This window comes from Stenotrophomonas sp. AS012628 (assembly GCF_010608305.1).
In the GTDB taxonomy this organism is placed as follows: Bacteria; Pseudomonadota; Gammaproteobacteria; order Xanthomonadales; family Xanthomonadaceae; genus Stenotrophomonas; species Stenotrophomonas geniculata.
Window position 1 is genome coordinate 91,730 of sequence record NZ_VMBJ01000005.1, and the last position, 23,465, is coordinate 115,194.

Consider the following 23,465-nt stretch of genomic DNA (forward strand, 5'->3'; position numbering starts at 1 on the left):
GTCACTACACGCCTGCTGCCGCCGAGGGCCTCCCAGCCCACTCTGCGGCGACGTGTCCATGCTGGTCCGCGCCGATGACAGGCCGCTTAAGAAACCTGTGGAAGATCGGAAAAAGGTGTGGAGGATTGTGTGGAGAATCGAAGGCACGCCGTGCTGCGCGCTCGCCGGGCATGGCCCGGCGCTACCCGTGTTGCGCGTTGCGCATCACTGCACCAACTGGTTCATTTCCATGATCGGCATCAGCACCGCCAGCACGATCGTCAGCACCACGCCCCCCATCACCAGGATCATGGTCGGCTCCAGCAGCGCGGTCAGCGCCATCGCGCGACGCTCGATCTCCCGCGAGATCGTCTGCGCAGCGCGATCCAGCAGCGGCGCCAGCGAACCGGTCTTCTCGCCACTGGCCACCAGATGCACCAGGATCGGCGGATACACCTTCTGTACTTTCAATGCAGAACCCAACGCAGCGCCTTCGCGTACGCGCGCGGACACGTCGTCGGCGCAACGCGCCAGCAACGCGTTGCCCAGGGTCTGCCGCGCGGCCTCCAACGCGCGCAGCAGCGGCACGCCCGCATCCAGCAGGATCGCCAGCGTCGAAGCAAAGCGCGCACTGTTCACCCCCAGCACGAAGCGCCCGATCATCGGCAGCCGCAGCAGCATCGCGTCCCAGCGCAGGCGCAACTCGGGCCTGCGCAGGGCCAACCGCCAGGCCACCACCAGCGCAGCGATGCCGAGACCCACCCACACGCCCCAGCTGCGCACGAAGGCGCTGGCCGCCAGCATCACCTGGGTCAGCATCGGCAGCGTCTGCCGCGCCTGCACGAACGCAGTCACCACCTGCGGCACCACGTAGCTGAGCAGGAAAATCACGATCGCCACCGATACCAGGCTGATCGCCGCCGGGTAGATGAAGGCGGTCAGCACCTTGGCCTGCAGCGCGTTGCGTTCTTCGATGTAGTCGGCCAAGCGCTCCATCACTCGCGCCAGGTCGCCGGAGTCTTCACCTGCCCCCACCAGTGCCCGATAAATCGGTGGGAAATCGCGCGGCCGCGCGGTCAATGCCACGGTCAGGCGCTGGCCGGCACGCACGTCGGCGCGTACCGCGGTGAGTGCCTGGGCCACGTGCGGGCGCTCGGCCTGCTCGATCACCGCACTCAATGCGCCTTCCAACGGCAGGCTGGCGGCCAGCAGACTGGCCAGCTGGCGCGTGGCCCAGGCCAGCTCGCTGGCGGACAGCCGCCGAGCGCCCCAGCCACTGCCGGCACTGCGCGCCGCGCTGACCTGCACAGGCGTCAGCCCACGCCCGCGCAACAGCTGGCGCGCACCGCGCGGGCTGTCGGCATCCAGCTGACCCTTCTCGATGCGGCCCTGCGCGTTGGCGGCCTGATAATCGAACAGTGCCATCGTCGTCTCAATCGTCGCCGGTGACGCGCAGGATCTCTTCCAGCGTGGTCACCCCGCTGTCGACCCAGCGCTGGCCGTCCTGCCGCAACGTCCGCATGCCGGCACGCCGTGCCGCCTCGCGTAGCGCAGGCTCGCCCTGCCCTTCATGGATCAACGCGCGCGCGCGGTCGTCCACCACGAACAACTCATGGATGCCGGTGCGTCCGCGATAGCCGCTGTTGGCGCAGGCCGCGCAGCCCACCGCGCGCCATACGGTGCGACCCTCGCCGTCCACCTCGGCACGACGGCACTGCGTGCACAGCCGCCGCACCAGCCGCTGCGCCAGTACGCCGCGCAACGACGAAGCCAGCAGGAACGGCTCCACGCCCATGTCGGCCAGGCGGGTCACCGCCGAGATCGCATCGTTGGTGTGCAGCGAGGCCAGCACGCCATGCCCGGTCAGCGACGACTGCACCGCAATCTGTGCGGTTTCCAGGTCGCGGATCTCACCAATCATGATCGTGTCCGGATCCTGACGCAGAATCGCGCGCAGCGCGGTGCCAAAGCTCATGCCGATGCGCGCGTTGACCTGGATCTGGCCGATGCCGGCGAAGTCGTACTCCACCGGGTCTTCCACGGTGAGGATGTTGCTGGTGCTGCTGTCGAGTTGGCCCAGTGCGGCGTACAGCGACGTGGTCTTGCCGCTGCCGGTCGGCCCGGTGACCAGCACGATGCCGTGCGGCTGCCGGATCAACCCGGTAAACGTGGCCAGGGTGTCATCGGCCATGCCGAGTCGCTGCAGCTGCAGCCGGCCGGCATCCTTCTCCAGCAGGCGCAGCACAGCACGCTCACCATGCCCCGTCGGCACCGTGGAGACACGGATATCCAGTGGCCGGCCGCCCACACGGATCGCGATGCGCCCGTCCTGCGGCAGGCGCTTCTCGGCGATGTCCAGGTGGGCCATGATCTTGATGCGCGACACCAGCGCCGCATGCAGTGCGCGCCGGGGCTGCACCATGTCGCGCAGCGTGCCGTCCACCCGGTAGCGCACCACCGAATGGGTCTCGAACGGCTCGATGTGCAGATCGCTGGCGCCATCGCGTGCAGCCTGTGCCAGCAGCGCATTGATCATGCGGATCACCGGCGCATCGTCCTGCGCATCCAGCAGATCGGTGACCTCCGGCATGTCCTGCATCAGCCGGTCCAGGTCGACTTCGCTTTCGGCGGCACCGACCACGGCAGCGGCATCACCGCCGTCACGGTACTGCTCACCCAGCCGCTGCTGCCAGGTCGCGGCATCCAGTGTCTGGAACGGCAGCGGTCCATGCCGGCGGCGCAGCTCGGCCACGGCCCACGCCGCGGTGTCGGCGGTGCCAAGCAGCACCGGCTCGCCGCCGGCCTCGGACAGCATCACGCCATGGCTGCGCACCCAGGCGTACGGCAGCGGCGCGGCGGCGCTCACGGCCCAATCACCAGTTCCGGCGTGTAGCCCAGCCCACGCAGCTGCTGCAGTGCCGGGTCCAGCGTTGCCGGATCGCGCGGCAATCGCACGCGCAGGCGCTGCCCGCTCTCGCCCGGCGTCGCTTCGGCATAGGCCTGCAAGCCCAGTGCCCGCACCTGCGCCACGCCCTGGCTGGCACGCGCCGGGTCCAGCCCCTGTGCGAACTGCACCAGCTGAGCATCGCCGTCACCGGCCGGATACAGCGCTGCCAGGCTGGTGTTCTGCAACGGCTGGCCCTGGCCATCGCGCGCATTGCTCTGGCCGAGCACAGACAGGTCCTGCGACGGCAACTGCGGTGCCGACAGCGCCGGCAACGCCCAGCTCTGCACGGGTTGCGCACCGGCCTGCGCATTGCGCATGTAGTCGTAGCGGTCGCGGGTCAAACGCTGGCCGGCGGCGGGGTCACGCACCACGTGCGGGCGCAGGAACACCATCAGGTTGGTCTTGGAGCGCTTGCGCGTATCACTGCGGAACAGCGCCCCCAGCACCGGGATCCTACCCAGGCCCGGCACCGCATCACGGCCATGGCTGACGTTGTCCTCCAGCAGGCCACCGAGCACCATGATCTGGCCATCATCCAGCAGCACACTGGTATCCAGCGCACGCTTGTTGGTGATGATGCCGGCGGCACTGTTGGCACTCTGCGCATCGATGCTGCTGACTTCCTGGTAGATGTCCAGCTTCACCGTGCCGCCCTCGGAAATCTGCGGGCGTACGCGCAGCTTCAGGCCCACGTCCTCGCGCACGATGGTCTGGAACGGGTTGTTGCTGCCGCCACCGCCGTCGGTGACGTAGCGGCCGCTGACGAACGGCACGGTCTGGCCGACCATGATGCTGGCCGCCTCGTTGTCCAGCGTCATCAGGTTCGGCGTGGACAGGATGTTGGCACCGCCCTTGCTCTGCAGCGCAGTGGCCAGCGCTTTCATGTTGAGGATCTGGCCGACACCGGGCAGGTTGATGGTGCCGTCGATCACGCCGATCTTCAGGCCATCCTTGGGCAGCACGTCCAGCGTGGTACGCGCGCCGGTATTGAGCCCGCTGCCGCCGGTGGCACCACCGAAGTGGGTGCCACCAAAGGTGCGTCCGTTGCCCAGCATCCACTGCACGCCCAGCTCAGCCGCGTCGGTCTGGTTGACCTCCACGATCAGGCTTTCCACCAGCACCTGTGCACGGCGCTGGTCGAGCTGGTCGATCACACGCCGCAGGTTGCGGTACACCGGCTCCGGTGCCGAGATCAGCAGCGTATTGGTGGCCACGTCCGCCTGCACCGAGATGCCGTTCTGGCTGAAGCCGGTGCTTCCTGCGTCGATCGGGTCACGCCGGCTCGGGTCCAGCCGCTGCGATTCCAGCGCATTGCCTCCGGTCTTGGCCTGCTGCGGCTGCGACGGCTGCGCGGGCGCGGAACGGTTGGCGTCACCCGGCAGTGGTGTGATGCCTTCATTGCTGCCCATCGCCGCTGCATCGCTCTGACCCGCCACCACGCCTCGCAGCACACCGGCCAGCTGGTTGGCCTGGGCATTGCGCAGGTAGACCACATGCAGGTTGCCGGATTCATCCTGGGCACGGTCCAGCTTCTCCACCAGCTGACGCGCCAGGCGGGTGCGCCCGGGGCTGCTGGAACGCAGCAGCACGCTGTTGCTGCGCGGGTCGGCCATCACCACCACCTTCTGGGTGGGCTCGGCGCCCTGCGCATCCAGCAGCGGCGCGACCATCGCCGCGACGTCAACGGCAATACCTTGCTGCAGCTTCACCACATCGGTATCCATGCCGGCCGGTGTATCGACGCTTGCGATCACCCGTGCGATGCGCTCCAGGTTGTCGGCGTAGTCGGTGATCACCAGGGTGTTGTTGCCCGGATTGGCGGTGATCGGATTGTCCGGACTGATCATCGGCCGCAGCACCGCCACCAGCGCGGCTGCGTTCTCGTAGCGCAGCGCGAAGGTGCGGGTGGTCACCTCACCGCCGGCACCACCAGTGCCGACGCGTCCTCCCAACAGCTTGGCATCGGCCTGCGGCACCACCCGGCTGATGCCGCCGTTCTCTACCACGGCGAAGCCACGCATGCGCAGTGCGCCCAGCAGCAACTGGTAGGCCTGGGTACGGCTGACCGGGCCATCGGAAACCACTGTCATCTTGCCGGTCACCCGTGGGTCGACCAGGAACTGGCGGCCGGTGAAGCGTGCGGCCATGCGCAACACGCCACCGATATCGGTGTCGACCAGGTTCAACTGCACCGGCTCATCGCGAGCGTCCTGCGCCAGCACCGACGCCGGTGCGTGGGCCATGCACACGATCAAGGCCAGTGCGGTACTGCAGGCAAGGCTGCGCATCGCCCTCATGGATGGGCACCCACGTTGAGCGCCATCACGATGTTTCCGGAAATCCGTGCCGCCGGCATGTTCGCATCCCCTGTGCGTGTCAGTTGCAGCTGCTGCAGTTCGATGGCCGGATCGGCCAGCACGGGCAGCAGCCAGTTCCACAGCGCGTCAGCGGGCACCGCGTGCACCTGCAGGTGCCAACGCCCGTCGCGCGCTTCGATATGCAGTCCGTCGGCGAGGCCGGCTGACTTGATTCCATCACGCAACCCGGACATCGTCGGGCGCTGCCCCTGCGTCTGCTGCTGGCGCTCGCGTGCCTGCAGCAGTGGTGCCAGTACACGCGCCTGTGCCTGCAGCCGCGGTAGCTCGGCCTGCCAGTGCGTGCGCTGCTTCAGCAGGGGCTCCAGCCACAACGACCACAGACCCGCCACCAGCAGCGCCACCACCATCACCCACAGCATCAGCCGGTCGCGCGGTGGCAGGCGTTGCCAGCGTTGCTGCAGGCCTGCCAGTCCCTCGCCCAGTCGCAAGATTCGGGTGGTCACTGTCCAGCCCCGTTCACCCGCAGGCGTCCACCGGCTTCGCGCGCCAGCTGCAGGCCCTGCGCCTGCACTGCCTGCTGCCAGCGCTCAAGTCGCTGTGGATCATCGGCCAATGCCTGGGCATCGGCATCCAGCTCCATGTCCAGCTGGCCCGGTTGGTAATGCAGGCTGCGCACCTGCCCCGCCAGCTCCGGGACCGCCTGCAGCGTGCTGGCAACCTGGCGCTGCAGCGGCGGCAATGGCGGCGCCGGCGGTGGCACCGCAAGTGCTCGCCTCGCCTGCAACACCGGGTCCACCACATCGGTGACCTCCGGGAAGCGTGCGCTGAACTGGCGTGCCATGTCCTGTTGCAGGGCCTCGCCCTCACTTCGCCACCGCGAGACCTGCAGCTGCAGACCGAGCGCGGCCAGCAACATCGCCGCCAATGCCAGCCCGATCGCAAGCCGCGGCGCTTTCTGGCTCGCCCCGGGCAGCGGCAATGACCAGCCTGGCAAGGGGCCAGAGGCCTGCCGTTCATGGGGGATGGCGGTGGCCGGCAGGCTGTCCGGCCACGTGGGCGGCACACCATCGATCCACTGCACGGCCTGCATGCCGGCCTGTTGCAGGCGCACTGCCAACGCATGCATCACCGCACAGGCATCACGTCCGCCATACCATTGAACGAAACCCCGGTCGCGCCCGCTGCGTACCAGCAGGTGCTCGCCGCTGACCTGCAGCGTGGCATGACCGTCCTGCCAGGGCAGCAGCAGCGGCGTCGGATACAGCGCCTGCAACCGCAGTGCACACGAAGCCAGCAGCTGCTGCGCCTGCAGGAGCGCCTGCTGGCCCAGCCAGGCCACAGGAACCGTGCCGTCCGTCGCCTGCACACCGTGGGCCAGCGCTACCTCCTGCAGGTCATCCAGCAGCATCGCCTCCACCTCACCCTGCAGCGCCGACTGCAGACGGCGCCCGGACAACGGTGGCAACTGCAGTTCCAGCAGGATCAGGTCGTTCGGATCGAGGCAGGCATGCACCGCAGCCTGCGGATGGCGCAGGCCCAGCGCCGCCAGCGTGTCGCGGCCGTGAGCCAGCACCTCGCCCTTGTGCAGCTGCGCCCAGTCCACCGCGCTGTCGGCGCGCAGACGCTCAAGCGCCGGCAAGCGCACCCGAAGCTGCACGGTCATGCGCCGATCCTCGTCCACACGCGTTGCACACGCACGCCATCGTCGCGGTACTCGCGCCAGAGCAGCGCGCGAAAATCAACCGCGCTGCCGTCAGCCTGCACCTGGCCGACGGCCAGGAACCACTCGCTATGGATACCCAGGGGAAGCACGGCCATCTGTTCGTTGCTCAGTTGAAGTCGATTGGCGATGTCGCCGCGGTTGAGCAGCCAATGACCGCCGTCGCGCTCACCGAGCAGCGCCTGCAGCCGTGCGGGCTCGACCGCAGGCGTCACCGCCTGCAGAACGCTCAGGTCGCTGGTATTGGCGTTGACCAGGGTCTGCGCCGGCAGCACCACGGTGCGTCGCGCCAGCGCCTGCAGTGCCACCGGATCGGCACCGGCCAGTGCCTGCGCGATCAGTGATTCGCGCGGCAGTGGGGCCTGTGCCTGGATGTCACCGTCGCGCAGGCGCGCCTGGATGTGGTCCGCCGCGGATGCGCAGGCACCCTGGCCCAGCCCCTGTGCAGCACACAACGCGATGAACGCGTGCCGCGCCTCGGGGTCCGGCCTGCCATGTGCCAGCAGGTTGCGCAGGTTGAACATCGACTGCGCATCGACCAGTTGCAGCTGCACCGGCAACGGCGCCTGCAGTTCCAACGGGCGCGCCCAGCGCCCGCTGCGCACCGTGGTCAGCTGTTCCTTTACATCCTCACGCAGCTGCTGCGCCGCACGCTCCAGCGTGACGTCCACCGCCATGCGCACCTGCGCGCGTAGCTGGTCACCACGCAACGCACGCAGCTGCGCCGACTGCCGGGTCAGCAGTGCCGTGGCAATCACCGCCACCAGTGCCACCACAAGCAGGGCGACGATCACCGCCATGCCACGTTGACGGACACTCGAAACAGAACGCATCCGGGCTGACATCGGCCTGCCTCACAGCTGCCAGGAGCCGATGTCCGCGTTCCCGGCGTCGCCGCCGGGCTTGCTGTCCGCGCCTAGCGAGAACACATCGATGTCGCCATGGGTTCCGGGAATCTGGTACTGGTACGGATGGCCCCACGGGTCATTGGGCAGGCGATCCAGATAGGGCGTGACCGGCATCGTGCCACCGCCCTGCGGGGGCTTCACCAGTGCCTGCAGGCCCTGCTCGGCACTGGGATAGCGACCGTTGTCCAGCTTGAACAGCTTCAAGGCCTGCATCAATGCGGCGATGTCCTGGCGCGCCGCCACCACGCGTGCCTGGTCGGGACGGTCCATCAACCGCGGCACGATCAGCGCGGCGAGGATGCCGATGATCACCACCACCACCATGATCTCGATCAGGCTGAAACCCTTCTGCCGAGCTTTGCGACCACGAACCTGCCTTGCCATTGTTCCGCCCTCGTCATCCTGGAAGAGACCGCTGCGCCATGGTCAGCGGTGCATGTGTCAGTACGATAAACATCCGCCGGTAATTCGCTGCGCGTGTGCCTGTACGGGCGCAACACGCGCAGCCGGCGCACATGCAGACTCGAGCAGGTGCCGCGGCACGCCGGCCAGCGCATCGTCGATGCAGCCGCGCAGCAATGGGTGCGCACAGGCCTGCAGCAGCCGCACGCACTGCATCGGCGACCAAGCTGTTCCATGATCGAGGCCGATGAACATCCGATAGGCCTGGTGATAGCGCAGGTCGTCGTACACGCGCTGGGCACTATTCAGATCGCGCATGACCACCAGCAGGGCCGCGCGTTGCCGCAGCCGCGCATCGCCTCCATCAAGCGGCAGCAGGCTCATGGCCACTTCGGGCCAGGGCCGCAGCTGCAGATCGATGGCTTTTCGCAGCGCCACCAGTGGGTGCGCACTACCATCCAATGCCGCCCAGCGCGCCGCATCTGCCCAGGCGTCACTGGACAGCACCCAGACCCAGGAGTGCCCATAGCGCTGCACGTTCAATGGCGTATGCCGCGCCTGCTCCAGTGACTGGCTCAGGTGACGATCCAGCTCCAGCATGCTGATCCTGCGACTGTCTGCCATCGGCGCCGCCCGTGCTCCGCGACGCGTGGTGCGCCGTACTCTGGAGAAGACGTCAGCAAGGCAGGTGAAGCGACAGCGCACATGCAGCTCTGTGCGCTGCGTGGCGCTTCATCGCCAACGTCATCGCAGCGTCATCTGCCTGCAGGCTTCGCGCTCCAGTCGCGGTGCGTCGCCCCCGCAACGGCGCGCCAGTATCGCCACATCGCTGCGCGCGGCGAACGCGGCCAGCGCATCGGTCATCTCCGCGTCATCGCACCATGACCCCATCGCAACGCGCAGCGCCGGCAATTGCCAGCTGTCCATCACACTGTGGGTACCGGCCACGAACCAGTGCCACAGCCGATGGTGCAGCACCTGCTCATGCAGCTGCGCCAGATCCCCGATGCCATGCATGTCCATCAGCAACAGCGCACGAGCAAGCGCCGCAGGCGGCAACGCACCGGTTTCAGCCAGTGGCAACACCTGCTGCTGCAGGCGCAACAGCATCGCCAGCGGGTGCGACTGCGGATCGAAGTCCAGCAGCACAGCCTTTTCCTGCCACTGCGCGTCGGACACCACACACACCCATGGCGAGCCGTAGCGGTGCACCATCAACGGCCGTCGCTGCGTGGTTTCCAGCAACGCCGACAGATTGCGACGCAGATCCAGCACGCCGATGGTCTCGTTGCGCATCCTTGGCTTCTCCTTGCTTGCAACAGCCCTGCGCGGTGCGCACGGCCAGCGTCTTCATCTATCCAAGGACGGCAATGCCACCCGGAAAGCGACGCAGATCCAGCGACATCGTCAGTCGCAGCTGCTCAAGTGCCGCGTCCGGATCATCGATGCGGAAGCGACCGCTGACCGGTGCGCGCGCCAATGCCGATTCGCCCAGCAGTACCTTGCCGCGGCGGTAACGGTTGATCTCCTCCACCACCTCACGCAGCGGTGCGCGGCGGAACACCAGCATGCCCTCGGTCCACGCACTCACTTCCGACGCCACGGCCTCGGTCACCACACCACTGAGGCGCTCGTCGTACTGGGTCTGCTGGCCCGTCTGCAGCTGCAGCCGGCCCTGCGGATGCTCGATGCGGGCACTGCCCTGCAGGCAGGTCACCCGCACCTGGCCATGGGTGTTGCGTACGTCCAGGCGCACCGCTCCCTCATCGGCAATCACGCAGCCCGGGCCCGCGAACAACGCCAGGCGCAGGCCGGCCTGGGTCTCGATCGCGGCCTGGCCCTGCACCAGCTCGAAGCCTTCGCCCTGCGTGTCCGCGCGGCGGCGCAGGCTGCTCTGCGTATCCAGTTCGATCTTCAGCTGCGGCAAGGGTGCAATCTGCAGCCGTTCACCGGTGCCGGTGTGGAAATCGGCCGCCATCGCCGTCACCGAGGGCCATAATCCCAGCGGCGGACGGATCGCCGCCACCACCACCAGACTGGCCGGCGCGGCAATCGCCGCGCCCAGGAAGGCACGCCGGCTCCAGCGCTGGGCCGGCGACGGCGCGACCGGTTGGCGCGCGGCGGCGGGCAGCTGCTCGCCGGCCAGCCGCACCTGCTCCCACTGCCGGCGCGCACGTCCGAACGCTTCACGATGACGCGGGTCGGACTCGCACCACGCGCGGAACCGGCGCCCGTCGGCGGCGGTCGCCTCGCCCGAGGTCAGCCGCACCACCCACGCGTGCGCCTGACGCTCAACGGCATCCAACGGGCGTTGCGGGCGATCGTCAGGATCCATGGGGGCTCATGCCGGACCCGCACGCTGCGGGGTTCTGCTCGGCGTCAAAGTGTAGACGGATGCCGTCGCTCAGAACCGCACCTGGCGCCCCTGCCCGCTGCGCTCGGCCAGGTAGTCCTGGGCCGCCTTCAGCTCACGCTGCACCAGTCGCAGCGACACACCGAGGTGGTCGGCCACGTCGCGCTGCTGCAGGCCGTCGACACGGATCGCCAGCAGGATGCGGCGACGACGCTCGGGCATGCGCTGCAGCAGGCCGACCATGTCTTCCAGCGCGAAGTCCAGTTCGGCCGCCTGCGCCGGGCCGGGTGCCGGGTCGGCCATGTCCATCAGCGTATCCACCTCCTCCAGGCTCAGCAGGCGGTGGTCAGCACGTTGGCGGTCGATCACGGTGTTCATTGCCATGCGCAGCAGGTAGGCCGCGGGGTTCTGCACGGCGTCCAGGCGGTCACGGCGCGCGCTCAGGCGCATCCAGGTGTCCTGCAACGCGTCGCCAGCCAGCTCTTCCGAGCCCAGCTTGCGCACCAGCCGGCGCTTCAACTCATCGTAGGCACCCAGAAGGTGGTCCATCAGGTCAACTGCCCCAGCCGTACCGTTGCTCATGTTCGAATCCTTGAAGTCATGGAAGGGGCGCGCGCCCGCCACAGTCGTGGTCGGTGCCGGAAGGACGGATCTGCAGCGTCACCGGCTGTGGCAGCGCGGCGGTCTCGGTCGCCAGCACCAGGCCCTGCATTGCCTGCAGCAGGTGAGCATCGCGGCGATCGCTGCCACTGCCGGACAGCAGCTCGGGCTCGCTCACCTTGCCCGCGCCGTCGATGCGGAAGCGCAGCGTCGCGGCATAGCGGCCGGGCGCGATCTCGGGGGCGTCGCAGAACGCCGCGCGCAGCCGCTGTTGCAGGCCGCCATAACGACGCCGACGTTCGGCCTCGGGAAGTTCGGCACCAACACCGGGTTCGGCGGCCGAGGGCATGCCCCGACGCAGCACCACGCGCTGCTCGCCGATCACCTCGGCCTCGACGCCGGAGTCCTGCAGCAGCGCCTGCAGGGCGGGCAGCGGCGGCAGGCTGGCGCGCAGCGCATGGCTGCTGCGACCCGCGGCAAGATCGCCCGGGTACATCACCGACCACCCGCTGATGACGCTGAAGCGCTCGACCGCCTGTTCCAGCGGCTGCGCAGGGATGTCGTAGGCATGAACAGCGTCCTGCGCGACAGCGGCAAAGGACAGCAGCAGCCATGCGGCGATGGCCACCTTCCAAGTTCTGACCGCATGGTGTCCATTCAGCCCCCTGACGTAGAACACATGACCCTCGGCAGCGACAGCAGCTGCAGTGGACGCGCACCACGACCGGAACCCCGGCCCGCGCGCGACCCGCAAGCGGGCTCAAACCGTACCGGGGGCACATGTCATTGCGATGACCGCCGCCCACAGCCTGGCGTCGAGCCAGGCTCCGTAGAGCCAGTCACGCATCAGGAATCAATGAATCGAACAGACCACGCCATCTCCGCATGGGGGTCAGAGCCCATTGCGAAGCAACGGGATCCAACCCCGACAGATCGCGGGGAACTGTCAGGCAGCGGGGCGGTGTGGCCAGGCAGGACCGTTGGCGCCATGGATGGCGCCATCGAGCCCCCAAGGAAGGGTTTACGGCGTGTCCTGCCTGGCCACACCGCCCCGCCGCCCCACGGAGCATCGCTGTTGCTGTTGCTGTTGCTGTTGCTCCTGAGGTTGCCGGCCAGCGGCCGGCACTACCCGCGGGTGCCGGGTGCAACCCGGCCGCAACCACCCATCCCTCAAAGCGGCAGCTGGGTCGTCTGCTTGATCCGCTGCATCGGAATCTCGGTCTTGGTGTTCTGCACCCCGGCAATCCGGTTCAGGTGCTGCATCTGGAACTGCCGGTAGGCATCAAGGTCCGCCACCGCCACCCGCAGCAGGAAATCGCAGTCGCCCGCCATCAGATGGCATTCAAGCACTTCCGGGAAAGACTTGATGCTGTTGATGAAGTGGTTGGTGGTGTCCTCGTCCTGCCCGCGCAGCCAGACCCGCACGAACACCGTGAAGCCACGGCCCACCTTGGCCTCATTCAGCAGGGCAACGTAGCGGTCGATGTAGCCGCCCTCCTCCAGCAGCCGTACCCGCCGCAGGCAGGCCGACGGCGACAGCCCGACCAGCCGGGCCAGCTCCAGGTTCTGCAGGCGGCCGTCGCGCTGCAGGGCGTCGAGGATGCGCCGATCGAGGTTGTCGAGTTGATACTGCATGCAATTTCGCCCTTGACGCCTTCAGCCGCATGAAATTTCAATCATCCAGAATCAAGTGGCATCAACGCAACCCGATTTCGCGATTGGACCGCTAGCATGGGCCACCCCCACCTCGTTGTGCCGCTCCATGGACGCCCGTACCACCCTCCCCCTGCCCGACACCTGCGATACCGCCCCGCGTGCCGAATTCCTGCGCGGCCTGCGTGCCGCCGTGCCGGTGATGATCGGCTTCATTCCGTTCGCCCTGGTGCTCGGCGCGCAGGCGGCCCAGAAGGGCCTGAGCGCACTGGAAGTGCCACTGATGACCGGCCTCAACTTCGCTGGCGGTTCGGAGTTCGCCGCCGTCGAACTGTGGACTTCGCCACCGCACATCGCATTGATCGTGGCGATCACCGCGCTGGTCAACAGCCGCCACCTGCTGATGGGCGCCAGCCTGGCCCCGCTGCTGCAGCATCTGCCGCGCCGCCGGGTGCTGCCGGCGCTGTTCTTCATGTGCGACGAAAGCTGGGCGATGGGGGTTGCCGATGCGCGCCGCCGTGCGCTCGGCTTCAGCCTGGCCTATTACCTGGGCGTTTCGGCAGGGCTGTACACGGTCTGGGTGGCCTGCACGGCACTGGGCGCGATCGTCGGCCCGATGTTGGGCGACATCCATGCCTACGGTTTCGACATGGCCTTCCCTGCGGTATTCCTGGTGCTGCTGCGCGGCATGTGGCAGGGCATGAAGGCAGCACGGCCGTGGCTGGTCAGCCTGATCGTGGCCGCCGCCACCTACCTGCTGATCCCGGGCGCGTGGTACGTGGCCAGCGGCGCACTGGCCGGCCTGGCGGCCGCCTGGCTGCTGGCGGAGGACGCGGAATGATCTTCAATGGACTGATCCACTGGACCTCGGTGCTGACCATCGTGCTGATGGCCGCCGCCACTTACCTGACCCGCATCGTCGGCTTCCTCGCGCTGCGCAACCGCACGTTGAGCAGGCGCGCCGTGACGGTGATGGAAGCTGCGCCGGGCTGCGTGCTGATCTCGGTGATCGCCCCGGACTTCGTCGCCGACAAGCCCGCCGACCTGGCTGCACTGGCGATCACCCTGCTGGCCGCCACGCGGCTGTCGATGCTGCCGACGGTGCTGATCGGCGTGGCCTCGGCCGGCGTGCTGCGCTATCTGATGGGCTGAACGCAAGAACGCATTCACCACGTGTTGCGACTGGAGACTCAAATGTCGCCATTGGCACGACCTGAGCGTTCGTCTGGCAGTTCAAACGTGGCCCGGAGCCACCTGCTGGAGGTGTTTGAAAAAATTCCGATTGCCTGATCGAGCCGGAGTCGATACGCATTGATTGCCGAGTCGGCTGGTCGAGCTGATCGGTCAATCGAAGTCCTACACGGAGAATACCAATGAGCAATCTACGAACTATCGTGGTGGCAATAGGTATCACTCTCACCTCTGCCGGCTGCGGGCCAATGGAGTGGCAGTTGAGTGCATCGTGTGAAGAAACCAAGAAGTGCCGGATAGAAGGCAGGATCGGTGGCAAGATCGGCGGAGGAGAACGCAATGGCCTACCCTGGTTCGAGCGGATTCTGCAGGCGTCGACATCAGAAGTGCCAGATGCCGCGCAGTTCGAAATCGACGTCTCGGGTTCATCCATAGCCTTCCCAGCCAATGGATCTGTAACTCTGCTGCTGTTCGATGGCCGGCAAGGATCCACCATCGCCGCCAAGCAGTTCCAATGGCATCGAACAGGAACCCTCCTTCGACTTGTCGATCCGGATGGTGCGAACGCGTGGGCCGCAGCTGCGGCCGGTCCGGCTACCGAGTTGAGGTACGACCTCGCAACATTCGATGTAGGTGCGGCTCCTGGGCCAAACACCATTGCGGCGGCCTCTCGATACAGAGGAGCCACCAAGGCGGCCTCAGTCTCGGACTTTCAAGTCTGTACGAAGTATCCATCGCCGTATCAGTGCGGGCTGACCCCTTGATGCAACGCCGTCAGTCCAAGCGTACCCAACCGGGCTCCATTCTTGGGCACTACGCTGGCCTGACGGCAATCCTTCTGGCCACAAGTGCGTGCCAATCCATTCAGCTGCCTCCCCGGAACCTGGTCGGCAACGATGGCGCATATGCCACACTGCTGCGAGGCCCTTCCTCACATCTGAAGATCAGCACAGTGTCGGTGCTATCCGGCCCGGAAAGCTCGGAGCATCCCAATCGATCCATCCAGTGCAGGTGGTCATCCGTCGCAACTCGAGTTCTCTGGGCAGATGGAGCGCTCTCGGCCGCGCAGGCGTCTCGGCTCTGCAAGGCCGCCGCACGATCCGCTGGACTGCCGCTCCAGGCCAATGGGCTTGAACGGACGCCTGTGCGCTATCAGCTCACGATCGTAAGTGACGGAGGTGGCATCTGGCGACAACTGCCAGGACCAGAGCAGTCAGGCCAGATGGTCAGCTTCTGGTTTCCCTCCAGCCCCGACATCGATTCGCTGCGCAGGCGCGCGATCGCCACCACCGCACACGAGTTCCAGCATATCGCCACTGTATTGTCAGGGCAGCCTCGGCGCGGCAGTCAGCGTGAACCTGACGCCTATCTGGCAGGTGCATGTGCCCAGCTGTTGATCGAAGGCGCCCTTGCACGTGCGGACCTCCCTGGCGGACACGACCCCCGAGCTGATCCGTTTCTGCCACCCGCGGCCAGGCACTCCGCGCATGCGGGCAGTACGACCGCAACAGCGCTGCTGCGGTTCTTCGGTGACGCGGAAACCTTGCGCATCAATGAGGGAGGCCGCCACCTGGTGCAGCATTGCCACGAGACGATCGGTTTTCCTCTGCAGCAGTGAACGCCCACTGCGACACCCCGTCGCAGGCCGTCGCGCCATCCGCTTGATCAATGTCAAACCGCCCGCCGCCGCGCGGGCGTATTTCTATGCAGGACCCGAACACGCCGGCGCTGCCGGCATCCACAAGGACCCTGCGATGAGCTACACCCCCGACAACGTCCAGCTTCTGAACGCCATGCAGAACGTCATGGTGATCTCCACCACCGACCTGCAGGGCAATATCACCTATGCCAACGACCTGTTCTGCACGCTCACCGGCTTCGCCCGCGAGGAACTGATCGGCCAGCCGCACAGCATCGTGCGCCACCCGGATGTGCCCAAGGCGGTCTACAAGGACATGTGGGACACCATCAAGGCCGGCAAGACCTGGACCGGCATCGTGCCCAACCTCGGCAAGGGCGGCGTGCTCTACGTGGTAGACACCACCGTGCAGCCGCTGTTCGACGCCGACGGCAACATCACCTCGTACATCAGCATCCGCCGCGTGGTGAACGACCTGATGCAGAACTACGACCTGGTCGAGTTCAGCAAGGAAAAGTTCGACGACTTCTACGAGGCCGCGTGAACGCCCTCCCGGCCAGTACGCCCTTCAGCCGCCTGCTGGTGGGTTTCGCGTCCGAGTCGGGCAACGCCCGCGCCCTGGCCCAGCGCCTGGGCGCGGACCTGCAGCCGCACGGGCCGCAGGTGCTCCCGTTCAACGACATCGACGTGGCCAGTCTCGGCCACGGCGATGTGCTGCTGGCGATCTCCAGCTCGTTCGGCGATGGCGAACCGCCGGCCAATGGCGAGCAGTTCTTCGAAACACTGCGCCAGACCCCGACGCTGCGCGGCCTGCGCTATGCGGTGTTCGGCCTGGGTGACACCGGCTACCCCAGTTTCTGCGGCTTCACCAAGGCGCTGGATGTAGCACTAAGCGAGCGCCAGGCCCAGCCGCTGCTGCACCGCGTGGACGCCGATCTGGGCTACGAGCAGTTCTTCCAGCAATGGCAGCCGGTGCTGGGCCAGGTGCTGGAGGGTGACCTCAGCGCTGGCCAGGACCTGCGCCTGCAGGTCACCGCCTATGGCGAAGACAATGCCTTTGCCGCCCCCATTCTCGAGCGTCGCCGCCTGAACAGCAGCGACCCGGCCGCGTGGCACCTGCAACTGGACATTGCCGGCAGTGGCATGGCCTATCGCGCGGGCGACACCCTGCACGTAGTACCCGAGAACGATCCTGCCCTGCTGCAGGCATTGGCCACCTGGTACGGCGACACCACCGCCGTGGCCGCCCTGCATGACCGCGAGCTGCGCCTGCTGAGCAAGGGGGTGCTGCGCGAATTGGCCCGGCTCAGTGGCAGCGAATTGCTGAAGGACCTGTTGAAGGTCAGCCAGAAGCGTGAACTGGACGCCTACCTGCACGGCCTGGACCTGCTGGATGTGCTGCAGGACCACGCCACGCCGGACAGCGTGCCGCTGGCCCGGTTGCGCGAACTGCTGTCACCGCGGCTGCCGCGCGCCTATTCCATCGCCTCGCACCCGTGCGACGACCAGCTGAGCCTATGCGTGCGCGAAGTGCGCTACACCCTGCGCGGCCGCGAACGCTTCGGCACTGCCACCGGCAGCCTGCTGCATGGCGGCGACCATGCCCGTGTGTACTGCCGCTCCAACCCCGGATTCCATCTACCTGACACCGGCGAAGCGCCGCTGCTGCTGGTCGGCACCGGCACCGGCATCGCACCGCTGATGGGCCTGATGCAGGAGCTGCAGGCCAACGCCTGCGAACGTGAAGTGCACCTGGTGTTCGGCGAGAAGCATCGCCAGCACGACTACCTGTACCGCGACCAGCTGCAGGACTGGCACACGCGTGGCGTGCTGGCCGGCCTGCATACCGCGTTCTCGCGCGATGGCACCGAAAAGGTCTATGTGCAGCATGTGCTGCAGCAGCGCGCCAGCGAAGTGCGCGACGTCCTGGCCCGCGGTGGGCATCTGTACCTGTGCGGCAGCAAGCGCCACCTGGAAGGCGCGGTGCGCGAGGCCATCGATGCCATCGGTGGTGAAGGACACTGGGACACACTGCGGGGCGAAGGCCGCACGCACTGTGAACTGTATTGATCCGTTGATCCTGTAGAGCCGAGCCCACGCTCGGCTGCTGTTGGCGGTGTCGCGCAGAGCAGCCGAGCATGGGCTCGGCCCTACAGGTGCAGGTCAATCGCCGACGATGCGGCCGTCGACCACGCGCGCCACCTGCTGGCCGAACATGGCCACGTCCTGCGGGTCGTGGCTGATCAGCAACAACGGGATGCCGGTCCGGTCCAACACGGTTTCCAGCTCCTGGCGCAGGTGCTGCCGCAGGTCGTGGTCCAGTGCGGAGAACGGCTCATCCAGCAGCAGCGCCTGCGGCTGCGTCACCAGGGCGCGCGCCAATGCAGTGCGCTGGCGCTGGCCACCGGAGACCTGCGCGGGCAGCAGATCGCCCACCGTGTCGATGCGGAATGCGTGCAGCCACTGCTCCACCGCATCGAAGCGCTGGCGCGCGCGCGGATTCAACCACCCGCGCTCCAGCCCGAACGCCACGTTCTGGCGCACGCTAAGGTGCGGGAACAACGCGTAATCCTGGAACACGTAGCCCAGCCGGCGGCGCTGCGGCGGCAGATCCACGCCGTTGGCCGCATCGAACAAGGTCTGCCCCTGCACGCGCACATGTCCCTGCCCGGGCCGCAGCAGCCCGGCCACCGCCTTCAGCGTCAGGCTCTTGCCGGCACCCGAGGGTCCGAACAGCACTACCTGCCGCTGCGTGCACTGCAGCGATACGTCCAACACGAAATCCTGGCCGGCCGCCCGCAGGCGGCGCTGCACCTGCAGGTCAAGCCACATCACGCAGCTCCCGGCGACGTCCGCCCACCAGCCGCGCAGCCAGCAACAGGATCACGATGCAGACCACCGAGGTCAGGATCACCAGCGCATTGGCCTTGCCATCCTGACCGGCCTGCACCGCCTCGTAGATGGCGATCGACAGCGTCTGCGTGCGACCCGGAATGCTGCCCGCCACCATCAGCGTGGCACCGAACTCGCCCATGGCGCGTGCGAATGCCAGCAGCAGCCCGGCAAGAATGCCACGCCAAGCCAGCGGCAACGTGATGCGGAAGAACACCGCGGCTTCGGACACACCGAGCGTGCGTGCGGCTTGTTCCAACTGCCCGTCCACTTCCTCGAACGCCGCGCGCGCAGGCTTGAACACCAGCGGAAGCGAAGCCACCGCCGCCGCGATCACTGCAGCCTGCCAGGTGAACACCAGGTTGATACCGAACCACGACTGCAGCCACGCGCCGATCGGGCCATTGCGGCCGATCAGCACCAGCAGGTAGTAGCCCAGCACCGTCGGCGGCAGCACCATCGGCAAGGTCAGCAGCGAATCCAGCAGCTCACGGCCGGGAAATCGCCGCCGCGCCAGCAATGCGCCCAGTGCCACGCCCAGCACCAGATTGATCGCGGTGGCCCAGCCGGCCACCTTCAGCGACAACCACAGTGCGCTCCAGTCCAGATCCATGCCTCAGGGCTTGCCGAACCCGTGTTTGGCCAGGATCGCCTGGCCCTGTGCCGAACGCAAGAAGGCGGTGAAGCGCCTGGCTTCCGCCTGCTGTGGGCTGGCCTTGATCACGGCCAGCGGATAGGCAATGCGCCCGGGCACCGGCACCGCGAAGGCACGGCGCACGCGGTTGGGCATCGCCTGCGCATCGGTGGCATAGACGAAGCCGGCATCCACTTCACCCCGCGCCACGTAATCCAGCGACTGGCGCACGTTCTGCGTCGTGATGATCCTGCCCTGCACCGACGGCCACAGGCCCGCCGCTTCCAGCGCGCCCTTGGCATAGCGGCCGACCGGCACGCTGTCCGGGTTGCCCAGTGCGATGCGCTGCACACCGGCACCGGCCAGGTCCTTCAAGGTACGCGGCGCCGCCTTGGCCTGCGGCGGCACCACCACCCACAGCGCGTTCACCGCGAACACCTCGCGGGTGCCGGCCGCCAGCAGATCCTGCTGTTCGGCCTGGTCCATCGTGGTTTCATCGGCCGACGCGAACACATCCACCGGTGCGCCGCGGCTGATCTGCTGCAGCAGCACGCCGGAGGCGGCGAAGTTGAAATCCACCTTGGTTCCCGGGTGCGCCTTTTCGTAGGCCGCGCCCAGTTCACGGAAGCTCTCGGTCAGGCTCGACGCCGCCGACACCGTCAGCTCAGCCGTCCAGGCCGGTACCGTGGCCAGCAGGCCCAGCAACAACAGTCCAGCTCGCTTCATCGTCGGCTCCCGGCCAGGTTCAGTTCGGATCGGATTCGTCGGCCACCGCCAGCGCTGCCAGGCGCTCGGGCTGCAGCAACAGGATCTCGCGCTGCTTCACCGCGATGATCCCATCATCGCTCAGGCGGCGCAGCACGCGGCTGGCGGTTTCCGGCGCCATCCGCAGGTAATTGGCGATCTCGGTACGCGCCATCGTCAGGTTGAAGCGCGTGGCGGAAAAGCCGCGCCGCGCGTAGCGCTCGGACATGTCCAGCAGGAACGCAGCCATGCGTTCTTCGGTACGGTGGTTGGCGGCCAGGGTCGCGACCTTGCCGATCTCCGCGCTGAGCAGGCTGAACAGCTTGGCCTGTAGCCCCGGCATGCGGGTGGCCAACAGGCTGAGCTTGGGGAACGAGATGCGGCACAGGTGCACGGTGTCCAGCGCCACCGCATTGCAGGGAAAGCGTGAACCGTGGATCGCGTTGAGGCCGATCACTTCACCCGGCAGGCTAAAGCCCAGCACCTGCTCGTTGCCCTGGCTGTCATCGACGAAGGTCTTGACCATGCCAGCGCGCACCGCAGCAATCGAATCGAACGATTCGCCAGCGCGGAAAATGTAGTCACCCGCATGGAACGGACCGACATGGTCCACCAGCACGTGCAGATCGCCCAGTGCTGTCTTGTCGTAACCCTGCGACATGCATGCGTCGGAGAACGCACAGGTGCTGCAGAAGTGCAGTGCGTCGCCATCATCGGCGGCGGCGGGGTTGGGTGTGGCCCGGCCGAGACGGCCCTGCGAAGGCGGAATTGAAGACATCGGGGCAAGACTCAAGCGATGGCGGCCGCCGGCCGGAAGCATGCGGCCATCATACGCCACAGCAGGCGCCCTTCTTCGGCCAGGCGCAGTACGCGCGCATCCCACTGCGCCCAGCCGCGTGCCAGCAACGGCGACAACGCGGGCAGCTGTTCGGCAAAACATTCCTCGAACGGTTCATCGTTGCGCCACTCGAAGGCAGCCGCATCGAGGGCGTGGTCACAGGCGATGCTCTGCGCCACTTCGGCCACCAACCGCTCGTCCTCGGACAGGATCAACCCGGCAGACACGCCCATGTGCCCGGCCTGCAGCCGCGCACGCCATTCGCCCAGTTCGTCCTCCAGCCGGTAGAACACCTCGCCGATCTGGCTGCAGGCGGACAGCCCAAGGCCGATGAAATCGCTGCGGTCGCGGCGTGGCACACCGGCAAGATCGCAATGGCGCTGGCCATCGCCCGGACCGTGCGGGTTCGGCAGATCGCCGCGCTGATAGTGATCGCCACCGATCGGTTCATAACCCGCAGCGCGCAGCAGGCGCCAGGCCTGCAGCCAATGGACGGCCGAGGGATGTTCCGGCAGCGCACACGGCGCCGGCAGCAGGATGCGCTCCGGCGCCTCGGCCAGCACCTCGTGCAGCCGTTCAATGAAGCCGGCGTCCTCGCTGCCGGGTACCCGCAACTGGTAGTAGCGCGCGGTGAAGCCCACCTGTCGCGCCTGTGCCAGCAGGGTCGGCCCCGGTGCATCGGCACGATCGATCACGTTCAAGCGGGTGCAGCCCACCGCACGCAGCTGCGCCGGCGCCAGCGCGCTGCCTGCGTCCAGCCGCACCTCCACCTGGGGCCGCGCCACGGTGCGCAGGTGCTGCGGCACCGCATCCAGCAGCTGGCCCAGCTGCGGCGGCGGCAACGTCTCGGCCAGCCCCAGCTGCAGCACCATCGCCACCACTTCACGGTCCTCGGCCAGCGCGTCGGCCTGCAGCCGCAGCGCCAGCAGCAGGGTATCCAGATACGCCTGCGGTGGCGCATCGCGTCCGCCACGGCCGGCCTGGAAGCCGAGCGTCAAGCCACGCGGAATCAGGTGCTCGTTGCTGGCGCGCACGGCGGCGCGCCACCCGCTTTCGCCAAAGCCGGTGCTGAACTGGTCAGCCGGCGGAAACAGCACGTGCCGGGGCTGCCGCAGCAATGCCGCCTGCAGCGCAGTGTCCTCGCTCTCGTCAACGTGGAAGCTCATGGCAGACATCTTCGGGCGTTCCTCTTCGCGTGGCCCTGATTGAAATCAAGCGCGGCGCATCTGATGGTGGCTGCCGGCCAGCGGCCGGCACTACCCCTTCACCCACCATTTGGTAGTGCCGGCCGCTGGCCGGCAAACACCTTCACCCGCCGCGCACCCGCTCGGCGGCGGCCGCATCGATGGCTTCGGGCAGATCGGTTTCGCGGTCGATCTGCGGGAAGTGGCGGCGTTCCATGCGACGGATCGCAAAGTGCATCCACGCCAGTGCAGCCGCCACCAGCACGAACAGCAGCATGAAGCAGCTGCTCCAGATGCCCACCGCGTCATTCAGCGCGCCAAACACGATCGGCAGGATGAAGCCACCCAGGCCACCGATCATGCCGACCACGCCGCCCACCGCACCCACGTGCCTGGGGTAGTACACCGGAATATGCTTGTAGACCGCGGCCTTGCCCAACGACATGAAGAAGCCCAGCACGAACACCAGCACGGTGAACATCACCACCCCGATGGCCAGATGGAAGTGGATCGGGCCATGGATGCCCTTCACCACATACTCGGTATCCGGGTAGGCCAGCAGGAAGGTGCAGATGGCCGACACGCCGAAGGTCCAGTACATCACCCGGCGCGCGCCCATCCGGTCCGACATCCAGCCACCGACCACGCGGAACAGGCTGGCCGGGATCGAATAGCACGCCGCCAACATGCCGGCGTGGCCCACGTCCATGCCATAGGCGCCCACCAGGTAGTGCGGCAGCCACAGCGCCAGCGCCACGAAGCCGCCGAACACGAAGAAGTAGTACAGCGAGAACCGCCAGACCTGCAGGTTCTTCAGCGGCGCCATCTGCTCGGCGAACGGGACCGGCTTCACGCCCTCGCGGCGGCGCTGCTCCAGCGACGGGTCTTCCTTGCTGAAGAGGAAGAACAGCACCGCGGTAACTGCCAGCGCAACGGCCCAGACCTTGGCGACCATGGTCCAGCCGGCCGCCACCATCACCAGCGGCGCCAGCAGCTTGGTCACCGCCGAGCCAATGTTGCCGGCACCGAAGATGCCCAGTGCGGTGCCCTGCTTGCTGGCCGGGAACCACTTCGAGACGTAGGCCACGCCCACCGAGAAGTTACCGCCGGCGATGCCCACGCACAGCGCGGCAATCAGGAACTGGGTGTAGGTCTGTGCGTAGGTCAGCATCCAGGTGGCCACTGCGCCACACAGCATCACCAGCACCATCACCTTGCGGCCACCGAACTGGTCGGACCAGATGCCGAGGAAGACGCGGCTGACCGAGCCGGTCAGCACCGGCGTGGCGATCAACAGGCCGAACTGGGTGTCATTCAATCCGAGCTGTTGACTGATCTGGATACCGATGATCGAAAAGATCATCCACACCGCGAAGCACACGGTGAAGGCGAACGTGCTCAGCCACAGCGCACGTTGCTGCTGCCCGGCACTGGCGGGGGCAAGGGCCTGGTTCATGAATTTT

25 protein-coding genes are annotated in these 23,465 nt (G+C 67.2%); 6 read left to right on the forward strand and 19 right to left on the reverse strand.

Going from position 1 to position 23,465, the window contains the following annotated elements:
• Window positions 1-204 precede the first annotated feature (204 nt).
• The 13 genes from gspF to G5A07_RS04455 all read right to left on the reverse strand — a co-directional run bounded on the left by gspF (window position 205) and on the right by G5A07_RS04455 (window position 12,862).
• A complete protein-coding gene (gspF, locus tag G5A07_RS04395; protein WP_010485336.1) occupies window positions 205-1,404 on the reverse strand; it encodes a type II secretion system inner membrane protein GspF in 1,200 nt (399 codons plus the stop codon).
• 7 nt (window positions 1,405-1,411) lie between these two features.
• On the reverse strand, window positions 1,412-2,845 hold the full coding sequence (gene gspE / locus G5A07_RS04400; RefSeq protein ID WP_019659863.1) for a type II secretion system ATPase GspE: 1,434 nt from the start codon (window positions 2,843-2,845) through the stop codon (window positions 1,412-1,414).
• Complete coding sequence (gspD, locus tag G5A07_RS04405) at window positions 2,842-5,223, reverse strand: type II secretion system secretin GspD (protein WP_191862923.1); 2,382 nt, start codon at window positions 5,221-5,223, stop codon at window positions 2,842-2,844. Before gspD ends, gspE begins: the two co-directional genes overlap by 4 nt.
• Entirely contained in the window at window positions 5,220-5,747 is a 528-nt protein-coding gene (gene gspM / locus G5A07_RS04410) for a type II secretion system protein GspM (protein ID WP_191862924.1), read from the reverse strand. The genes gspD and gspM overlap by 4 nt, the downstream gene beginning before the upstream one ends.
• Window positions 5,744-6,907 carry a type II secretion system protein GspL gene (gene gspL, locus G5A07_RS04415; RefSeq protein WP_043396239.1) on the reverse strand — a complete coding sequence of 388 codons (1,164 nt, stop codon included), beginning with the start codon at window positions 6,905-6,907 and terminating at the stop codon, window positions 5,744-5,746. The genes gspM and gspL overlap by 4 nt, the downstream gene beginning before the upstream one ends.
• Window positions 6,904-7,809 carry a type II secretion system minor pseudopilin GspK gene (gspK, locus tag G5A07_RS04420; RefSeq protein WP_043396242.1) on the reverse strand — a complete coding sequence of 302 codons (906 nt, stop codon included), beginning with the start codon at window positions 7,807-7,809 and terminating at the stop codon, window positions 6,904-6,906. The genes gspL and gspK overlap by 4 nt, the downstream gene beginning before the upstream one ends.
• 9 nt (window positions 7,810-7,818) lie before the next feature.
• On the reverse strand, window positions 7,819-8,256 hold the full coding sequence (gene gspG / locus G5A07_RS04425) for a type II secretion system major pseudopilin GspG (protein ID WP_043396245.1): 438 nt from the start codon (window positions 8,254-8,256) through the stop codon (window positions 7,819-7,821).
• Window positions 8,257-8,313: 57 nt separating this feature from the next.
• Complete coding sequence (locus G5A07_RS04430; protein ID WP_262405827.1) at window positions 8,314-8,874, reverse strand: hypothetical protein; 561 nt, start codon at window positions 8,872-8,874, stop codon at window positions 8,314-8,316.
• A 144-nt stretch (window positions 8,875-9,018) separates the two neighbouring features.
• Entirely contained in the window at window positions 9,019-9,570 is a 552-nt protein-coding gene (locus G5A07_RS04435; RefSeq protein WP_191862926.1) for a hypothetical protein, read from the reverse strand.
• Window positions 9,571-9,628: 58 nt separating this feature from the next.
• Window positions 9,629-10,609: a DUF4880 domain-containing protein gene (locus G5A07_RS04440; RefSeq protein ID WP_043396250.1), complete on the reverse strand. Its 981-nt coding sequence runs from the start codon at window positions 10,607-10,609 to the stop codon at window positions 9,629-9,631.
• Between the two features lie 69 nt (window positions 10,610-10,678).
• A complete protein-coding gene (locus tag G5A07_RS04445; protein WP_019337777.1) occupies window positions 10,679-11,209 on the reverse strand; it encodes a sigma-70 family RNA polymerase sigma factor in 531 nt (176 codons plus the stop codon).
• A gap of 16 nt (window positions 11,210-11,225) precedes the next feature.
• Window positions 11,226-11,906, reverse strand: coding sequence for a TonB-dependent receptor (locus G5A07_RS04450; RefSeq protein WP_191862927.1), 681 nt, complete (start codon window positions 11,904-11,906; stop codon window positions 11,226-11,228).
• A gap of 491 nt (window positions 11,907-12,397) precedes the next feature.
• Window positions 12,398-12,862, reverse strand: a complete 465-nt coding sequence (locus G5A07_RS04455) for an Lrp/AsnC family transcriptional regulator (RefSeq protein ID WP_005413654.1) — start codon at window positions 12,860-12,862, stop codon at window positions 12,398-12,400.
• 127 nt (window positions 12,863-12,989) lie between these two features.
• Between G5A07_RS04455 and G5A07_RS04460 the strand changes: the two genes are divergently transcribed.
• The 6 genes from G5A07_RS04460 to G5A07_RS04485 all read left to right on the forward strand — a co-directional run bounded on the left by G5A07_RS04460 (window position 12,990) and on the right by G5A07_RS04485 (window position 17,780).
• The gene (locus G5A07_RS04460; RefSeq protein ID WP_010485324.1) at window positions 12,990-13,721 is read left to right on the forward strand and encodes an AzlC family ABC transporter permease; all 732 of its coding nucleotides are present in this window, start codon (window positions 12,990-12,992) and stop codon (window positions 13,719-13,721) included.
• Window positions 13,718-14,032 (forward strand): AzlD family protein, encoded by a 315-nt coding sequence (locus tag G5A07_RS04465; RefSeq protein ID WP_043396259.1) that lies wholly within the window; start codon window positions 13,718-13,720, stop codon window positions 14,030-14,032. Before G5A07_RS04460 ends, G5A07_RS04465 begins: the two co-directional genes overlap by 4 nt.
• A 221-nt stretch (window positions 14,033-14,253) precedes the next feature.
• Window positions 14,254-14,835 carry a hypothetical protein gene (locus tag G5A07_RS04470; RefSeq protein WP_125438161.1) on the forward strand — a complete coding sequence of 194 codons (582 nt, stop codon included), beginning with the start codon at window positions 14,254-14,256 and terminating at the stop codon, window positions 14,833-14,835.
• Between the two features lie 458 nt (window positions 14,836-15,293).
• On the forward strand, window positions 15,294-15,689 hold the full coding sequence (locus tag G5A07_RS04475; RefSeq protein ID WP_043396261.1) for a hypothetical protein: 396 nt from the start codon (window positions 15,294-15,296) through the stop codon (window positions 15,687-15,689).
• A gap of 136 nt (window positions 15,690-15,825) precedes the next feature.
• Window positions 15,826-16,254 (forward strand): PAS sensor domain-containing protein, encoded by a 429-nt coding sequence (locus G5A07_RS04480; RefSeq protein ID WP_010485321.1) that lies wholly within the window; start codon window positions 15,826-15,828, stop codon window positions 16,252-16,254.
• Window positions 16,251-17,780: a sulfite reductase flavoprotein subunit alpha gene (locus tag G5A07_RS04485; protein ID WP_010485320.1), complete on the forward strand. Its 1,530-nt coding sequence runs from the start codon at window positions 16,251-16,253 to the stop codon at window positions 17,778-17,780. Before G5A07_RS04480 ends, G5A07_RS04485 begins: the two co-directional genes overlap by 4 nt.
• 93 nt (window positions 17,781-17,873) lie before the next feature.
• Here the strand turns inward: G5A07_RS04485 and G5A07_RS04490 are convergent, their stop codons facing one another.
• From G5A07_RS04490 to G5A07_RS04515, 6 genes are all read right to left on the reverse strand, one after another.
• Window positions 17,874-18,542: an ATP-binding cassette domain-containing protein gene (locus G5A07_RS04490; RefSeq protein WP_010485319.1), complete on the reverse strand. Its 669-nt coding sequence runs from the start codon at window positions 18,540-18,542 to the stop codon at window positions 17,874-17,876.
• Entirely contained in the window at window positions 18,532-19,215 is a 684-nt protein-coding gene (gene modB / locus G5A07_RS04495; protein WP_005413347.1) for a molybdate ABC transporter permease subunit, read from the reverse strand. The genes G5A07_RS04490 and modB overlap by 11 nt, the downstream gene beginning before the upstream one ends.
• A 3-nt stretch (window positions 19,216-19,218) precedes the next feature.
• Entirely contained in the window at window positions 19,219-19,962 is a 744-nt protein-coding gene (modA, locus tag G5A07_RS04500; protein WP_010485318.1) for a molybdate ABC transporter substrate-binding protein, read from the reverse strand.
• 19 nt (window positions 19,963-19,981) lie between these two features.
• Entirely contained in the window at window positions 19,982-20,758 is a 777-nt protein-coding gene (locus tag G5A07_RS04505; RefSeq protein ID WP_010485317.1) for a helix-turn-helix domain-containing protein, read from the reverse strand.
• 11 nt (window positions 20,759-20,769) lie between these two features.
• Window positions 20,770-21,984 carry a coproporphyrinogen III oxidase gene (locus tag G5A07_RS04510; RefSeq protein WP_010485316.1) on the reverse strand — a complete coding sequence of 405 codons (1,215 nt, stop codon included), beginning with the start codon at window positions 21,982-21,984 and terminating at the stop codon, window positions 20,770-20,772.
• A 142-nt stretch (window positions 21,985-22,126) separates the two neighbouring features.
• Window positions 22,127-23,458: a nitrate/nitrite transporter gene (locus G5A07_RS04515; protein WP_010485315.1), complete on the reverse strand. Its 1,332-nt coding sequence runs from the start codon at window positions 23,456-23,458 to the stop codon at window positions 22,127-22,129.
• Between the last annotated feature and the right edge of the window lie 7 nt (window positions 23,459-23,465).

Coding starts and splice junctions, on each gene's coding strand:
- gspK (WP_043396242.1), bottom strand. CDS start 7,809: ATGTCAGCCCGGATGCGTTCTGTTTCGAGTGTCCGTCAACGTGGCATG.
- G5A07_RS04475 (WP_043396261.1), top strand. CDS start 15,294: ATGGTCAGCTTCTGGTTTCCCTCCAGCCCCGACATCGATTCGCTGCGC.
- G5A07_RS04435 (WP_191862926.1), bottom strand. CDS start 9,570: ATGCGCAACGAGACCATCGGCGTGCTGGATCTGCGTCGCAATCTGTCG.
- G5A07_RS04480 (WP_010485321.1), top strand. CDS start 15,826: ATGAGCTACACCCCCGACAACGTCCAGCTTCTGAACGCCATGCAGAAC.
- G5A07_RS04505 (WP_010485317.1), bottom strand. CDS start 20,758: ATGTCTTCAATTCCGCCTTCGCAGGGCCGTCTCGGCCGGGCCACACCC.
- G5A07_RS04430 (WP_262405827.1), bottom strand. CDS start 8,874: ATGCTGGAGCTGGATCGTCACCTGAGCCAGTCACTGGAGCAGGCGCGG.
- gspD (WP_191862923.1), bottom strand. CDS start 5,223: ATGAGGGCGATGCGCAGCCTTGCCTGCAGTACCGCACTGGCCTTGATC.
- modA (WP_010485318.1), bottom strand. CDS start 19,962: ATGAAGCGAGCTGGACTGTTGTTGCTGGGCCTGCTGGCCACGGTACCG.
- G5A07_RS04460 (WP_010485324.1), top strand. CDS start 12,990: ATGGACGCCCGTACCACCCTCCCCCTGCCCGACACCTGCGATACCGCC.
- G5A07_RS04445 (WP_019337777.1), bottom strand. CDS start 11,209: ATGAGCAACGGTACGGCTGGGGCAGTTGACCTGATGGACCACCTTCTG.
- G5A07_RS04465 (WP_043396259.1), top strand. CDS start 13,718: ATGATCTTCAATGGACTGATCCACTGGACCTCGGTGCTGACCATCGTG.
- G5A07_RS04440 (WP_043396250.1), bottom strand. CDS start 10,609: ATGGATCCTGACGATCGCCCGCAACGCCCGTTGGATGCCGTTGAGCGT.
- G5A07_RS04515 (WP_010485315.1), bottom strand. CDS start 23,458: ATGAACCAGGCCCTTGCCCCCGCCAGTGCCGGGCAGCAGCAACGTGCG.
- gspG (WP_043396245.1), bottom strand. CDS start 8,256: ATGGCAAGGCAGGTTCGTGGTCGCAAAGCTCGGCAGAAGGGTTTCAGC.
- modB (WP_005413347.1), bottom strand. CDS start 19,215: ATGGATCTGGACTGGAGCGCACTGTGGTTGTCGCTGAAGGTGGCCGGC.
- G5A07_RS04455 (WP_005413654.1), bottom strand. CDS start 12,862: ATGCAGTATCAACTCGACAACCTCGATCGGCGCATCCTCGACGCCCTG.
- G5A07_RS04470 (WP_125438161.1), top strand. CDS start 14,254: ATGAGCAATCTACGAACTATCGTGGTGGCAATAGGTATCACTCTCACC.
- G5A07_RS04510 (WP_010485316.1), bottom strand. CDS start 21,984: ATGAGCTTCCACGTTGACGAGAGCGAGGACACTGCGCTGCAGGCGGCA.
- G5A07_RS04490 (WP_010485319.1), bottom strand. CDS start 18,542: ATGTGGCTTGACCTGCAGGTGCAGCGCCGCCTGCGGGCGGCCGGCCAG.
- gspL (WP_043396239.1), bottom strand. CDS start 6,907: ATGACCGTGCAGCTTCGGGTGCGCTTGCCGGCGCTTGAGCGTCTGCGC.
- gspF (WP_010485336.1), bottom strand. CDS start 1,404: ATGGCACTGTTCGATTATCAGGCCGCCAACGCGCAGGGCCGCATCGAG.